Raw genomic sequence first — 14,733 nt, 5'->3', positions numbered from 1 at the left:
GGCCAGTGGCTTGTTATGTCAGTGAGTGCAGCGGCTTGCGCGTGCCCATGTGTTTGGCCCCGCCGCTGGCGATCAACTCGGCCAGTTGCGCGACATCGAGCAAGGCGCACATGTGTTCGATCACGGTGCCGGCCAACCATGGCCGTTGCCCGCGATGACTGCGCCATTTGATTTCGTTGGGGTTCAGGCGCAACGAGCGGCTGACCTGATGCACCGCCAGCCCCCACTCGTAGCCCTGCACCGAGATCACGTATTGCAGGCCCTGGCGAAAGTCGTCGCGGTAGCGATCGGGCATCACCCAGCGTGCGGTATCCAGCACCTTGAGGTTGCCGGCCTGGCTCGGCAGGATCCCCAGGAACCACTCCGGCTGGCCGAACAAAGGCGTCAGCTCATGCCCGGCCAGGGGATAGATCGAACCCAGGCACACCAGCGGCACCGCCAGGGTCAAACCTGCGACATCGAACAACAGGCATTCGAACGGCTCGGCGGCCCAGCTCGGCCGACCATCGCTGTCCACGGGCGGTGGTGTGGTGCTCGGCGGCAGGTGTACGTCGGCCACCGGCTCGACCAGCGTGTGCAGCAACGGCAACACCGGGGCAGCCGGTGCCGGGACCACCGCCTCGACCAAGCTCACTTGCGGCAACTCGACCACAGGAGGCTGGGCATCGCGCGCCTGCTCTTGCAGCACCGCCGCCTGGAACTCGTCCAGCGCCCCCTGGGTTTCGATCACCTCGAGCACTTCGATGACCGAGCTCACCTCCACCGGCTGCTCTTCGGTGGCGTCCTGCAGCAAGGCGTCGAGGTAGGATTGCAGCGCCAGTTGCGGGCGTGAGGTGGTTTTCAGCGGCCGATTCATCTCAAGCCACCTGCGCGACAAGTTGTTGCGCCAGCAGGTGCTTGAGCAACGAACGATAGGCCAGCACGCCACGGCTCTTGCCGTCGAACTGCGAAGGCGTAAGACCGGCGCGGCTGGCATCGCGCAGCCTTGTGTCGACCGGGATATAGCCCTGCCAGATGTCATCCGGGTACATATCGCGCAGCACCCGCAAAGTGCTCAGGGAGGCCTGGGTGCGACGGTCGAACAGGGTCGGCACGATGCTGAACGGCAACGCCTGCTTGCGCGAGCGATTGATCATCGCCAGGGTGTTGACCATGCGCTCCAGGCCCTTGACCGCCAGGTGCTCGGTCTGCACCGGGATCACCAGTTGCTGGCTTGCCGCCAAGGCATTGACCATCAGCACGCCGAGCAACGGCGGGCTGTCGATCAGGGCGTAATCGAAATCCTGCCACAACTGCGCCAGGCTCTTGGCAATCACCAGGCCCAGGCCGCTCTTGCCCGGCGACTGGCGCTCCAGGGTGGCCAGCGCGGTGCTCGACGGCAACAGGGAAATACGTTCGTCGCTGGTGGGCAATAACAACTGCCCGGGCAGGCCTTGCGGCACGCTGCCGCCATGCAAAAACAGGTCGTAACAGCTGTGTTCCAGGCTGTCCGGGTCGTAACCGAAGTAACTGGTCATGGAGCCGTGGGGGTCGAGATCGACCACGACCACGCGCTTGCCCGCCTCAGCCAGCAACCCGGCTAAAGCGATGGAGGAAGTGGTTTTACCAACACCACCCTTTTGATTGGCAACTGCCCAGACTCTCATTCAGTTCGTTCCTCCCGGTCGTATGGGGCAACCGAGAAATAGCTCAACGTGGCAAGCCGGGTGACGGAGAATTGACGGCACTCTGCGGTCCCGGCGACTTGACCTGGGTCGGTGCAGTTTGTGTGCCAGCCCGCTTCAATGCCGCATCCGGTTGTGCATGGGCGGTACCCGTACCGGTCAGGCTGCGTCGCACATCGAGGTTACGCGAGATCACCAGCACCACCCGCCGGTTGCGCGCCCGTCCCTCGGCGGTGGCGTTATTGGCCACTGGCTGGAACTCGCCATACCCCACCGACGCCAGGCGCTGCGGGTTGACGCCCTGCATCGCGAGCATGCGCACGATACTCGCCGAGCGGGCCGAGGACAGCTCCCAGTTGGTCGGGTACTGCGCGGTGCGGATCGGCAGATCGTCGGTAAAACCTTCGACGTGAATCGGGTTATCGAACGGCTTGAGGATGGCCGCGACCTTATCGATGATGTTGAACGCGATGTCGCTGGGCATGGCATCGCCGCTGCCAAACAACAGGCTGGAGTTGAGCTCGATCTCGACCCACAACTCGTTGCCGCGGATCGTCATCTGGTTGGCACTGAGCAGGTCACCGAAAGCCGCGCTGATGTCATCGGCGATGCGCTTGAGCGGGTCGTCAGCGGCCTGGGCAATGCCCGCGTCGAGCTGCTCGCTGTCCTTGACCAGCGGCTTGGCCGGGGTCACGGTCTGTGGCCGTTCATCGCCGATGGGAATCGGCTTGAGCGCCCGATCGGAGTCGGTGAACACGCCGATCAGCGCCTCGGAGATCACCTTGTACTTGCCTTCGTTGATCGAGGAAATCGAATACATCACCACAAAAAAGGCGAACAGCAAGGTAATGAAGTCGGCGTAGGACACTAGCCAGCGTTCATGGTTGACGGGTTCTTCAGTGTAGCGCCGACGTGCCATGCTCCATGCCCCCTATCAGTCCATGAAGCCCTGAAGCTTGAGTTCGATGGAACGAGGGTTTTCACCTTCGGCGATCGACAGGATGCCTTCGAGCAACATTTCCCGGTACCGCGACTGACGCAAGGCAATCGCCTTGAGTTTGCTGGCGATCGGCAGCAGCACCAGGTTGGCACTGGCCACCCCGTAGATCGTCGCGACGAAGGCCACGGCAATGCCGCTGCCCAGTTGCGACGGATCGGCCAGGTTGCCCATGACGTGAATCAGGCCCATCACCGCGCCGATGATGCCGATGGTCGGGGCGTAGCCGCCCATGCTTTCAAAGACCTTGGCGGCTTCGATGTCGCGGCTTTCCTGGGTGTAGAAATCCACTTCGAGGATGCTGCGGATCGCTTCCGGCTCGGCGCCATCGACCAGCAACTGCAGGCCCTTGCGCGAATAGTTGTCGGGCTCCGCATCCGCCACGCCTTCGAGGCCCAGCAGGCCTTCCTTGCGCGCGGTCAGGCTCCAGTTGACCACCCGATCAATCCCGCCAGCCAGGTCGACCCGTGGCGGAAACAGAATCCATACCAGAATCTGCATGGCACGTTTGAAGGCGCTCATCGGCGACTGCAGCAGCGCCGCACCGATGGTTCCGCCGAGCACGATCAGGGCGGCCGGGCCGTTGGCCAGGGCGCCCAGGTGGCCGCCTTCCAGGTAGTTGCCGCCGATAATGGCGACAAACGCCATGATGATCCCGATAAGACTCAGCACATCCATCAGAGGCACGCCTCGGCCAGGTGTTTGCCGATTTCGTCGAGGTCGTAGATGGCATCGGCCAGGTTGGCTTTGACGATGGCCATCGGCATGCCGTAGATCACGCAGCTGGCTTCATCCTGGGCCCAGATGGCACTGCCGCTCTGCTTGAGCAGGCGCGCACCTTCCCGACCATCGGCGCCCATGCCGGTGAGTACCACCGCCAGAACTTTGTCGCCGTAGGACTTGGCCGCCGAACCGAAAGTGATATCCACGCACGGCTTGTAGTTCAAACGTTCGTCGCCCGGGAGGATTTTCACCGCGCCACGGCCGTCGATCATCATCTGTTTGCCACCCGGCGCCAGCAAGGCCAGGCCCGGACGCAGGATGTCGCCGTCCTCGGCTTCCTTGACTCTGATCCGGCACAGCTTGTCCAGGCGCTCGGCGAATGCCTTGGTAAAGGCCGCCGGCATGTGCTGGACCAGCACGATGGGCGCCGGGAAGTTGGCCGGCAATTGGGTCAGCACGCGCTGCAGGGCGACCGGGCCGCCCGTGGAGGTACCGATGGCGACCAGCTTGTAGGCCTTGCGCTTGGGTGCCGGCGAGGACGGCGCAGCACGGGTTGGCACAGGTGCCACCGCCGGACGTGGTGTCGGGCTGCTGCCGGCAAAATTGCTGACCGGTGCAGGGGCTGGGGTCGGGATCGGCGCCGCTGCTGGTGCCGGCGCCGGTGCCCGATAGGCACTGAAGCGTCGGTTACTGCGCGAAATGCTGTGGACCTTCTCGCACAGCAGTTGCTTGACCTTCTCCGGGTTGCGCGAGATGTCTTCGAAATTCTTCGGCAGGAAGTCCACCGCACCGGCGTCCAGCGCGTCGAGGGTGACCCGCGCGCCTTCATGAGTCAGCGAGGAGAACATCAACACCGGGGTTGGGCAGCGCTGCATGATATGCCGCACCGCCGTGATGCCATCCATCATCGGCATCTCGTAGTCCATGGTGATCACGTCGGGCTTGAGGGCCAGCGCCTGATCAATCGCCTCCTTGCCATTGGTCGCGGTCCCGACCACCTGGATATTCGGGTCCGCCGAAAGGATTTCCGAGACGCGGCGGCGGAAAAAACCGGAATCATCCACCACCAGGACTTTGACTGCCATAAACACTCCATATAGGCGCAACAGGGCGCCAGGCGCCCCGCTCCACCAGAATCAAATACGCCGCGTGGCGTAACGCTTGAGCATGCTCGGGACATCGAGAATCAACGCGATGCGACCGTCACCGGTAATGGTGGCGCCCGACATGCCCGGCGTTCCCTGGAGCATTTTGCCCAATGGCTTGATGACCACTTCTTCCTGGCCAACCAGTTGATCGACGACAAAGCCGATCCGCTGGGTGCCCACCGAAAGGATCACCACATGGCCCTCGCGCTGCTCTTCATGAGCGGCGGAGGCGACCAGCCAGCGCTTGAGATAAAACAGTGGCAAGGCCTTGTCCCGCACGATCACCACTTCCTGGCCGTCGACCACGTTGGTGCGCGACAGGTCGAGGTGGAAGATCTCGTTGACGTTGACCAGTGGGAACGCAAAGGCCTGGTTGCCCAGCATCACCATCAGGGTCGGCATGATCGCCAGGGTCAACGGCACCTTGATCACGATCTTCGAACCCTGGCCCTTGGTCGAGTAGATGTTGATCGAGCCATTGAGCTGGGAAATCTTGGTTTTCACCACGTCCATGCCCACGCCACGCCCGGACACATCGGAGATCTCGGTCTTGGTCGAGAAACCCGGAGCGAAGATCAGGTTGTAGCATTCGGTGTCGCTCAGGCGCTCGGCCGCATCCTTGTCCATCACCCCGCGTTTCACCGCGATGGCGCGCAGGACATTGGGGTCCATGCCTTTGCCGTCATCGGAGATCGACAGCAGGATGTGATCACCCTCCTGTTCGGCCGCCAGCACCACTTTGCCGCCCCTGGACTTGCCCGCGTCTTCACGCTCCTGCGGCGATTCGATGCCGTGGTCGACCGCGTTGCGCACCAAGTGCACCAGCGGGTCGGCCAGGGCCTCGACGAGGTTCTTGTCCAGATCGGTTTCTTCGCCGACCAGCTCCAGGTTGATCTCTTTCTTGAGCTGGCGGGCCAGGTCGCGAACCAGGCGCGGGAAGCGCCCGAAGACCTTCTTGATCGGCTGCATGCGGGTCTTCATGACCGCGGTCTGCAGGTCCGCGGTGACCACGTCGAGGTTCGACACGGCCTTGGACATGGCCTCGTCACCGCTGTTGAGCCCCAGGCGTACCAGGCGGTTACGCACCAGTACCAGCTCGCCCACCATGTTCATGATTTCGTCCAGGCGCGCGGTGTCTACCCGTACGGTGGTCTCGGCTTCACTGGCCGGTTTTTCCGCTGGTGGCGCCGACTGGGCACGGGCCGGGGCCGGGACCGGTTTGGCGACAGCCGGCTTGGCGACCGGGGCCACGGCTTTGGCCGCGACTGGCGCGGCGCTGGCCGCAGCGGTCTCGGCATTGCCGGCGACGTGGCTGAACTTGCCCTTGCCGTGCAGCTCGTCGAGCAGCGATTCGAACTCGTGATCGGAGATCAGGTCGCCGCCAACCGCCGCCGCTTCGGCAACGATGGCGGCCGGCACCGAGGCAATCGCCGACTCGAGCGCTTCAACGGCAAAGTTGCCCTTGCCGTGCAACTGGTCGAGCAAGGCTTCGAATTCGTCGTCGGTTATGTCGCTGCTTTCAGCCGCGACCACCGGGGCAACCGGCTCGACCGGGGCCGCCAGGTTGTCCACGGCGAACTGGCCTTTGCCGTGCAACTGATCGAGCAACGACTCGAACTCGGCATCGCTGATTTCATCACTGCCGTTCGCCGCCGCTGGCGCCTGGATCACAGGTGCCTCGGCTTGCGCCTTGACCGCATTCAGCGAGTCGAGCAGCAGTTCAAATTCGTTATCGGTGATATCGCCGCTGTCGCTGGCGACAACCGGCGCCGCGGGTGCTGGCGCAAGCGCTGCCACCTCGTCGGCCGATTGCGGTTCCGCCAGGCGCGCCAGGGCCGCCAGCAGCTCGGCCGTGGCAGCAGTGACCGGTGCGCGCTCGCGCACTTCGCTGAACATGCCGTTGACCGCATCCAACGCTTCGAGCACCACGTCCATCAGCTCCGAGTCGACGCGCCGCTCACCCTTGCGCAGGATGTCGAAGACGTTCTCGGCGATGTGGCAGCACTCCACCAGTTCGTTGAGCTGGAGGAAGCCGGCGCCCCCTTTTACAGTGTGAAAACCGCGAAAAATTGCATTGAGCAGGTCCGCATCATCCGGTCGGCTTTCCAGCTCGACCAGTTGTTCGGACAGTTGCTCCAGAATCTCGCCGGCCTCAACCAGAAAATCCTGAAGGATCTCTTCATCGGCGCCGAAGCTCATGTGTAGGGGTGCTCCTAGAATCCAAGGCTGGAAAGCAAATCGTCGACATCGTCCTGACCGGACATCACGTCATCACGTTTATCGGCATGAATCTGCGGACCTTCACCCTGCGCCAGATGTTTTTGCGGATTTTTTTCCGCGAGGATCGCTGCACGGTCATGTTCGATGCCGGCAAAGCGGTCGACCTGGCTGGCCATCAGCACCAGTTTCAGCAGATTGCTTTCCACTTCCGTGACCAGTTGCGTCACGCGCTTGATCACCTGACCGGTCAGGTCCTGGTAATCCTGGGCCAGCAGAATGTCGTTGAGGTTGCCCGCCACGATCTGGCTGTGGCTGGCGCTGCGGCTCAGGAAACCATCGACGCGCCGGGCCAGCTCACGGAACTCTTCAGCCCCGACTTCACGGCGCATGAAACGCCCCCAGTCTGCGCTCAACGCCTGGGCATCGGTCCCCAGGGCATTGACCAGCGGCGTGCTGTTCTCCACCAGGTCCATGGTGCGATTGGCCGCCGCCTCGGTCAGCTTGACCACATACCCCAGGCGCTCGGTGGCGTCGGTGATCTGCGAGACTTCCTCGGCTTGCGGCATGTTCGGGTCAATCTGGAAATTGACGATCGCGCTATGCAGCTCACGGGTGAGCTTGCCCACTTCCTGGTACAGGCCACGGTCACGGGTCTGGTTGAGCTCATGGATCAGTTGCACGGCCTCGCCGAACTTGCCCTTTTCCAGGCTGTCGACCAATTCGACCGCGTGTTTTTTCAGGGTCGATTCAAAATCGCCCTGTGAAATCTCTCGTTGTTCCATAGCTCCCCCGTGGCGCCAGACATCAACCGATGCGTTCGAAGATCTTCTCGATCTTTTCTTTCAACGCCTGGGCGGTGAACGGCTTGACCACATAGCCGTTGACGCCGGCCTGGGCCGCTTCGATGATCTGCTCGCGCTTGGCTTCAGCGGTCACCATCAACACTGGCAAGTGCTTGAGCTTTTCGTTGGCGCGCACGTGGCGCAGCAGATCGATACCGGTCATGCCCGGCATGTTCCAGTCCGTGACCAGAAAATCGATGCTGCCACTGTTGAGCATTGGGATGGCTGTAGTGCCGTCGTCTGCCTCGACCGTGTTGGTGAACCCGAGGTCACGCAACAGGTTTTTGATGATCCGCCTCATCGTTGAGAAGTCATCAACGATGAGGATTTTCATGTTCTTGTCCAATTCGACCTCCAAGCAGTCTTAAACGCGCCCAGCACCTGGGCACGCCATTCAATCAACAGGCAGAGCACTCAACGACGGTTTGGAGCACAACGGATGATGACCGCGCCAGCGCGAGGCTGTAGCGGTGTCGTTCGCAGTGTCCCCACACTGCTGTCAGCGCGCTCGCCACTCTCCCAAACGCCCCCGCAAACGGGCTGCGCACTGGCTGTGTAACTGGCTGACCCGCGATTCGCTGACCCCCAGGACCTCACCGATTTCCTTGAGGTTCAGCTCCTCGTCGTAGTACAGCGCCAAGACCAGTCGCTCACGCTCCGGCAAATTGGCAATCGCGTCCGCCAGCGCAGCCTGGAAGCGTTCATCCTCCAGGTCACGCGACGGCTCGAGATGAGCACTCGCGCCATCCTCATGCAGCCCTTCATGCTCGCCGTCCTGCAACAGATCGTCGAAACTGAACAGGCGACTGCCCAAGGTGTCATTCAAAATCCCGTAATAATCGTCGAGACTCAATTGGAGTTCGGCCGCAACCTCGTGATCTTTAGCGTCACGTCCGGTTTTAGCTTCAATTGAGCGAATCGCGTCGCTGACCATGCGGGTATTGCGGTGCACCGAGCGTGGCGCCCAGTCACCTTTACGGACCTCGTCGAGCATTGCCCCGCGGATGCGGATCCCGGCGTAGGTTTCGAAACTCGCGCCTTTGCTGGCGTCGTACTTGGTCGAGACTTCCAGCAGGCCGATCATCCCGGCCTGGATCAGGTCTTCGACCTGGACACTGGCCGGCAGACGCGCCAGCAAGTGATAGGCAATGCGTTTTACCAGTGGCGCGTAACGCTCGATCAGCTCGTACTGCGCGTCACGCGCCGATTGCTTGTACAGGTTGTAACCGCTGGCTGTCATAGCACCGGACCCGCAGTCTGTTGCACCAGGCGCTCCACAAAAAACTCCAGATGCCCACGCGGATTGGCGGGCAATGGCCAGGTATCGACTTTCTGCGCAATGGCGCGGAAGGCCAGGGCGCACTTGGAACGAGGAAAGGCTTCGTACACCGCGCGCTGCTTCTGCACTGCCTTACGCACGCTTTCGTCGTAGGGCACCGCGCCGACGTATTGTAGGGCGACATCCAGGAAGCGGTCCGTGACCTTGGTCAACTTGGCGAACAGGTTGCGCCCTTCCTGCGGGCTTTGCGCCATGTTGGCCAGCACGCGGAAGCGGTTCATGCCGTAGTCACGGTTGAGCAGCTTGATCAGGGCGTAGGCGTCGGTGATCGAAGTCGGCTCGTCGCAGACCACCAGCAGCACTTCCTGCGCGGCGCGGACAAAACTGACCACCGACTCGCCGATCCCGGCCGCGGTGTCGATCACCAGCACATCGAGGTTGTCGCCGATATCGCTGAACGCCTGGATCAGGCCCGCGTGCTGGGCCGGGCTCAGATGCACCATGCTCTGGGTACCGGAGGCGGCCGGCACGATACGAATCCCGCCGGGCCCCTGCAGCAGCACGTCGCGCAATTCGCAGCGACCCTCGATCACGTCGGCCAGCGTGCGCTTGGGCGTCAGCCCCAGCAACACATCGACGTTCGCCAGCCCCAGGTCGGCGTCCAGCAACATAACGCGCCGGCCGAGCTCTGCCAGAGCCAGGGACAAGTTCACTGAAACGTTAGTCTTACCGACGCCACCCTTGCCGCCGGTCACCGCGATCACCTGTACGGGATGCATGCTGCCCATGTGCTTTCTATACCTTGTCTTGCTTAGACGCGGGCTACATGACTGGCTGCGCGTTCCCTGGGGAACAATGCACGGCAGGCCATCGATGTAGATACAAATCTAGTCATTAATACCTCAGCCGACCCGTTTGGTCGGGCTGTGGTAGAGATCAGCGAACATATCAGCCATGGCTTCTTCGCTGGGTTCTTCCTGCATTTGTACACTCACGGCGCGACTGACCAACTGATGGCGGCGCGGCAGATGCAGGTCATCCGGGATACGCGGCCCATCGGTCAGATAGGCCACCGGTAATTCGTGACTGATCGCCAGGCTCAAGACCTCGCCCAGACTTGCCGTTTCGTCCAGTTTAGTCAGGATGCAGCCGGCCAGCCCGCAACGTTTATAACTGTGATAGGCGGCCGTCAGCACCTGCTTCTGGCTGGTGGTGGCCAGGACCAGATAATTCTTCGACTTGATCCCGCGTCCCGCCAGGCTTTCCAGCTGCATGCGCAAGGCCGGGTCGCTGGCCTGCAGACCCGCGGTGTCGATCAACACCACGCGCTTGCGCAGCAGTGGGTCCAGGGCCTGGGCCAGGGACTGACCCGGATCCAGGTGTGTCACCGACACGTTGAGGATCCGCCCCAGGGTCTTGAGTTGCTCCTGGGCGCCGATGCGGTAGCTGTCCATGCTCACCAGGGCGATGTTCTGCGCGCCGTACTTGAGCACATAACGTGCTGCCAGCTTGGCCAGGGTGGTGGTCTTGCCCATGCCGGCCGGGCCGACCATGGCAATCACTCCGCCCTCTTCCAGGGGTTCGATCTCGGGGGTGACGATCATCCGCGCCAGGTGGGCCAACAGCATGCGCCAGGCCTGGCGGGGTTCTTCAATACTGGTGGTCAGCTCCAGCAGGTCACGGGACAACGGACCGGACAAGCCGATGCGTTGCAGCCGGCGCCAGAGGTTGGCCTGCTGCGGATGGCGGCCCTGCAGCTGGTTCCAGGCCAGGGAGCCGAGTTGCACTTCGAGCAACTCGCGCAAGCCATTGAGCTCCGAGCGCATCGAATCGTAGGCACGCGGGTCGATGGCGGCCGCCGGTGCTGGTGCCGGGGCAGGACGCGGCGGCTCGGACAGGGTCGGTTCGATCAAGGGTTCGGCGGCGGTCAGCGGCAGCCCGGCAAACAGCTGGCGACTGGCGTGTTCGCCCGCCTCGCCTTCGCCACGCAAGCTCAGTTCGGCCTGGGCGGTGACAATGCGCGACTGGGTCTTGCGCAGCTCGTCCTCGAGCTCAATGTTCGGCACCCGCGGCGCCAGGGCCGACAGCTTGTAATCCAGGGCCGCCATCAGCTCGACACCGCCGGCGATGCGGCGGTTGCCGATGATCGCGGCATCGGCGCCCAGCTCATCACGAACCAGCTTCATGGCCTGACGCATATCGGCGGCGAAAAAACGCTTAACTTGCATAAACCACTACCTCAGCCGTTGGGCCCTACTGTCGCAACGATGGTCACTTGCTTGTTGTCAGGAATTTCCTGATAGGCCAACACATGCAACCCCGGGACTGCCAGGCGGCCGAACCGCGAGAGCATCGCGCGGACCGGACTTGCGACCAGCAGAATCACCGGGTGACCTTGCATTTCCTGACGCTGGGCCGCGTCGATCAACGAACGCTGCAGCTTCTCGGCCATGCTTGGCTCAAGCAAGACACCCTCATCGGCGCCCTGCCCGGCCTTTTGAATACTATTGAGCAATATTTGTTCCAACCTTGGTTCCAAGGTGATCACAGGCAGCTCGGACTCAGTGCCTACAATGCTTTGCACGATAGCTCGGGACAAGCCGACGCGCACGGCCGCGACCAAAGCGGCAGTATCTTGACTCTTGGCGGCATTGTTGGCGATCGCCTCGGCGATGCTGCGGATGTCGCGTACCGGCACCTGTTCGGCCAACAGTGCCTGCAGCACCTTGAGCAGTTGCGACAGCGACAGCACGCCTGGCACCAGCTCCTCAGCCAGTTTTGGCGAGCTTTTGGCCAGCAATTGCATGAGTTGCTGGACTTCCTCGTGACCGATCAGCTCACTGGAGTGCTTGTACAGAATCTGGTTCAGGTGCGTTGCCACCACCGTACTGGCATCGACCACGGTGTAACCCAGCGATTGCGCCTGGGAACGCTGGCTGACTTCGATCCATACCGCCTCCAGGCCAAAGGCCGGATCTTTGGCGGTAATCCCGTTGAGGGTACCGAACACCTGCCCCGGGTTGATCGCCAACTCGCGGTCCGGATAAATCTCCGCCTCGGCCAGGATCACCCCCATCAGGGTCAAGCGATAGGCGCTGGGCGCCAGGTCGAGGTTGTCGCGGATGTGCACGGTGGGCATCAGGAAGCCCAGGTCCTGGGACAACTTCTTGCGCACGCCCTTGATCCGCGCCAGCAACTGCCCACCCTGGTTGCGATCCACCAGGGGAATCAGGCGGTAGCCGACTTCCAGGCCAATCATGTCGATCGGCGTCACGTCGTCCCAGCCCAGCTCCTTGGTTTCCATGGCCCGCGCCGGCGAAGGCAGCAGCTCCTGCTGGCGCTGGACCTCTTCCAGGGCCTTGACCTTGAGGGTGTTCTGCTTCTTCCAGAACAGGTAGGCGCCGCCCGCGGCGAGGGCCGCCATGCTGAGGAAGGCGAAGTGTGGCATGCCCGGGACAATACCCATCACCGCCATCAGGCCGGCCGAAACGGCCAGGGCCTTGGGCGAGGCGAACATCTGCCGATTGATCTGCTTGCCCATGTCTTCGGAGCCCGAGGCACGGGTCACCATGATCGCCGCAGCGGTGGACAGCAGCAGTGATGGCAATTGCGCCACCAAACCGTCACCGATGGTCAACAAGGCGTATACCCGGCCGGCATCGCCGAAGGTCATGCCGTGCTGGAAAATCCCCACCGCCATGCCGCCGATCAGGTTGATAAACAAGATCAACAGGCCAGCGATGGCGTCGCCGCGCACAAACTTGCTGGCACCGTCCATCGAGCCGTAGAACTCGGCTTCCTGGGCGACTTCGGTACGACGGGTCTTGGCCTGGCCCTGGTCGATCAGGCCGGCGTTAAGGTCGGCGTCGATCGCCATCTGCTTACCGGGCATCGCATCGAGAGTGAAACGTGCGCTGACCTCGGAAATCCGCCCGGCGCCCTTGGTCACCACCACGAAGTTGATGATCATCAGGATCGCAAACACCACGATACCAACCACGTAGTTACCGCCGATCACCACCTCGCCAAAGGCCTGGATCACCTTGCCGGCGGCGGCGTGCCCGTCCTGGCCGTGGAGCATCACCACCCGCGTCGACGCCACGTTGAGCGCCAGACGCAGCAGCGTCGCCACCAGCAGAATGGTCGGGAACACCGCAAAATCCAGCGGCCGCAACGCGTACACACAGACCAACAGCACCACGATCGACAGGGCAATGTTGAAGGTAAAGAACACGTCGAGCAGGAACGGCGGGATCGGCAACATCATCATTGCCAACATGACCAGCAGCAACAGCGGCACGCCCAGATTGCCTCGACTGAGGTCTGCCATGTTGCTGCGGGCATTGTTGATAAATTGAGAGCGATCCACCGGTATTCCCCGTTCCTTTGAAGCAAACTTTTGACGCCAGAAGCGGGCGCAGGGCGGCTACTGCAAGAAGCCTTCCAACTTTTGCCGAGGCTGGGAACAGAGGGTGCAGCGGTTGGCTGTGTGGCGCGAGGAGATCCTTGTGGGAGCGGGCTTGCCCGCGATGACGTCGGCACAGCAACCATTGATGTTGGCCAACCCACCGCTTTCGCGGGCAAGCCCGCTCCCACAGGGTTTGCGGTGCTTAGACTCGTACCTGACCGAGCCGTACAGACTGCCGAACCTAGCAGTTCTGCTAGTACCTGCCTGCGATGTTTGCGCAGATACTCAAGCGCTCAATCCGAGTTAACTGGAGCGCCTGCCATGGGGACTCAACAACTTGTAATACTTTGCAGCTATGGGTACGACCCACTGGATCGTCTGATCAGCCAACGTCAACCAGACGCATCCGCTCACCAGCGTTTTTACTGCAAAAGCCGCTTGGCCACCGAAATACAGGGGGCGATTGGATTCAGTGTCTTTCAGAATAACGACCTCCTGCTGGCGCAACACAAGAACCAGGGCGGCGCCGTTGAAAGCACATTGCTGGCGACTGACCAGCAGCGCTCGGTGCTGCACACCTTCACAGCCGATCAACAGCAACACCCCATCGCCTACTCGCCTTACGGCCATCGCCAGGCCGAAAGTGGATTGACGAGTCTTCTGGGCTTTAACGGCGAACGTCCGGACCCGGTAACAGGGCATTATTTGCTGGGGAATGGATATCGGGCATTTAATCCGGTGTTGATGCGATTTAATAGCCCGGATAAATGGAGTCCATTTGGGGAAGGCGGATTAAATACTTATTCATATTGTTTGGGAGACCCGATCAATAGAAACGATGCAACTGGCAGAGCGCCCGGCCACACTCCCGCAAAATATCCCCCCACCCCATCCAATCCGAATAGATACTCTTTTGAAGAAGCTGACAAAGTTTTTTTTGAACATACTTTCGCGAGAATGAGCAGCAAAGATCACCTCAGGACATTAAGCGGCGGCAGAAGATTAACATTTAGAGAAAAGCTAACACTTGAAGTGCACAACAGCAATCCCGGACTTATCTACCCAAAGACTGAGCCAGACTCGTTATTCTCACAAGCGGGAAGACAGTTTACCGGCAAAGAACTGGTTGAACTTCAAAAAGCCAAAGAACTACCTAAAAATCTAGTCCTAAAATTTGATCGCCTGCATGGGGACGTCAACTATATTAAACATCGCTACCCTGCCGGACGATTCGCTCCGGGCGACGCGAGTGCGCGTGAATCAGAACTACTCAACGGCAAAGTACCGGGAGTAATACCCGCAAGGGCCGCCACAATCCGAACCAAACAAATCGAGTTATTTAGGAAAGGCGAGATAACTGACGGAGAAAGTGCATTATTTCATGATAGATACATTGAAAAATACAAAAAAACAATTAGGGAGTATCACGAATTATAGCCCCCCACTAAATCG

General features: G+C 61.3%; 13 protein-coding genes. 1 reads left to right on the top strand and 12 read right to left on the bottom strand.

The features are described 5' to 3' along the window. Positions 1-13 precede the first annotated feature (13 nt). From PspS04_RS07505 to flhA, 12 genes are all read right to left on the bottom strand, one after another. Positions 14-856 carry a CheW domain-containing protein gene (locus tag PspS04_RS07505; protein WP_159994416.1) on the bottom strand — a complete coding sequence of 281 codons (843 nt, stop codon included), beginning with the start codon at positions 854-856 and terminating at the stop codon, positions 14-16. A 1-nt stretch (position 857) separates the two neighbouring features. Continuing rightward, entirely contained in the window at positions 858-1,646 is a 789-nt protein-coding gene (locus PspS04_RS07500) for a ParA family protein (RefSeq protein ID WP_095169963.1), read from the bottom strand. Positions 1,647-1,689: 43 nt separating this feature from the next. Continuing rightward, positions 1,690-2,583, bottom strand: coding sequence for a flagellar motor protein MotD (gene motD, locus PspS04_RS07495; protein ID WP_159994414.1), 894 nt, complete (start codon positions 2,581-2,583; stop codon positions 1,690-1,692). Positions 2,584-2,598: 15 nt separating this feature from the next. Further along, entirely contained in the window at positions 2,599-3,339 is a 741-nt protein-coding gene (locus PspS04_RS07490; RefSeq protein WP_095169965.1) for a flagellar motor protein, read from the bottom strand. Beyond that, a complete protein-coding gene (locus tag PspS04_RS07485) occupies positions 3,339-4,469 on the bottom strand; it encodes a protein-glutamate methylesterase/protein-glutamine glutaminase (protein WP_159994412.1) in 1,131 nt (376 codons plus the stop codon). Before PspS04_RS07485 ends, PspS04_RS07490 begins: the two co-directional genes overlap by 1 nt. A gap of 51 nt (positions 4,470-4,520) precedes the next feature. After that, entirely contained in the window at positions 4,521-6,731 is a 2,211-nt protein-coding gene (locus tag PspS04_RS07480) for a chemotaxis protein CheA (protein ID WP_159994410.1), read from the bottom strand. A gap of 14 nt (positions 6,732-6,745) precedes the next feature. Next, complete coding sequence (locus PspS04_RS07475; RefSeq protein WP_159994408.1) at positions 6,746-7,534, bottom strand: protein phosphatase CheZ; 789 nt, start codon at positions 7,532-7,534, stop codon at positions 6,746-6,748. Positions 7,535-7,556: 22 nt separating this feature from the next. Then, positions 7,557-7,928: a chemotaxis response regulator CheY gene (locus PspS04_RS07470; RefSeq protein WP_162530195.1), complete on the bottom strand. Its 372-nt coding sequence runs from the start codon at positions 7,926-7,928 to the stop codon at positions 7,557-7,559. A gap of 165 nt (positions 7,929-8,093) precedes the next feature. Beyond that, the gene (gene fliA / locus PspS04_RS07465) at positions 8,094-8,834 is read right to left on the bottom strand and encodes an RNA polymerase sigma factor FliA (protein ID WP_018925059.1); all 741 of its coding nucleotides are present in this window, start codon (positions 8,832-8,834) and stop codon (positions 8,094-8,096) included. Then, positions 8,831-9,661 carry a flagellar synthesis regulator FleN gene (fleN, locus tag PspS04_RS07460; RefSeq protein WP_027621027.1) on the bottom strand — a complete coding sequence of 277 codons (831 nt, stop codon included), beginning with the start codon at positions 9,659-9,661 and terminating at the stop codon, positions 8,831-8,833. The genes fliA and fleN overlap by 4 nt, the downstream gene beginning before the upstream one ends. A 114-nt stretch (positions 9,662-9,775) precedes the next feature. Further along, positions 9,776-11,101, bottom strand: a complete 1,326-nt coding sequence (flhF, locus tag PspS04_RS07455; protein ID WP_095169969.1) for a flagellar biosynthesis protein FlhF — start codon at positions 11,099-11,101, stop codon at positions 9,776-9,778. 11 nt (positions 11,102-11,112) lie between these two features. After that, positions 11,113-13,242 (bottom strand): flagellar biosynthesis protein FlhA, encoded by a 2,130-nt coding sequence (gene flhA, locus PspS04_RS07450; RefSeq protein ID WP_095169970.1) that lies wholly within the window; start codon positions 13,240-13,242, stop codon positions 11,113-11,115. A 360-nt stretch (positions 13,243-13,602) separates the two neighbouring features. On the opposite strand from flhA, the gene PspS04_RS07445 reads away from it, so the two are divergent. Further along, positions 13,603-14,718 (top strand): RHS repeat-associated core domain-containing protein, encoded by a 1,116-nt coding sequence (locus tag PspS04_RS07445; protein WP_159994406.1) that lies wholly within the window; start codon positions 13,603-13,605, stop codon positions 14,716-14,718. The last annotated feature ends 15 nt before the right edge of the window (positions 14,719-14,733 follow it).

Source organism: Pseudomonas sp. S04 (assembly GCF_009834545.1).
Lineage (GTDB): Bacteria > Pseudomonadota > Gammaproteobacteria > Pseudomonadales > Pseudomonadaceae > Aquipseudomonas.
This window is presented reverse-complemented; position numbering and strand designations above follow the sequence as displayed.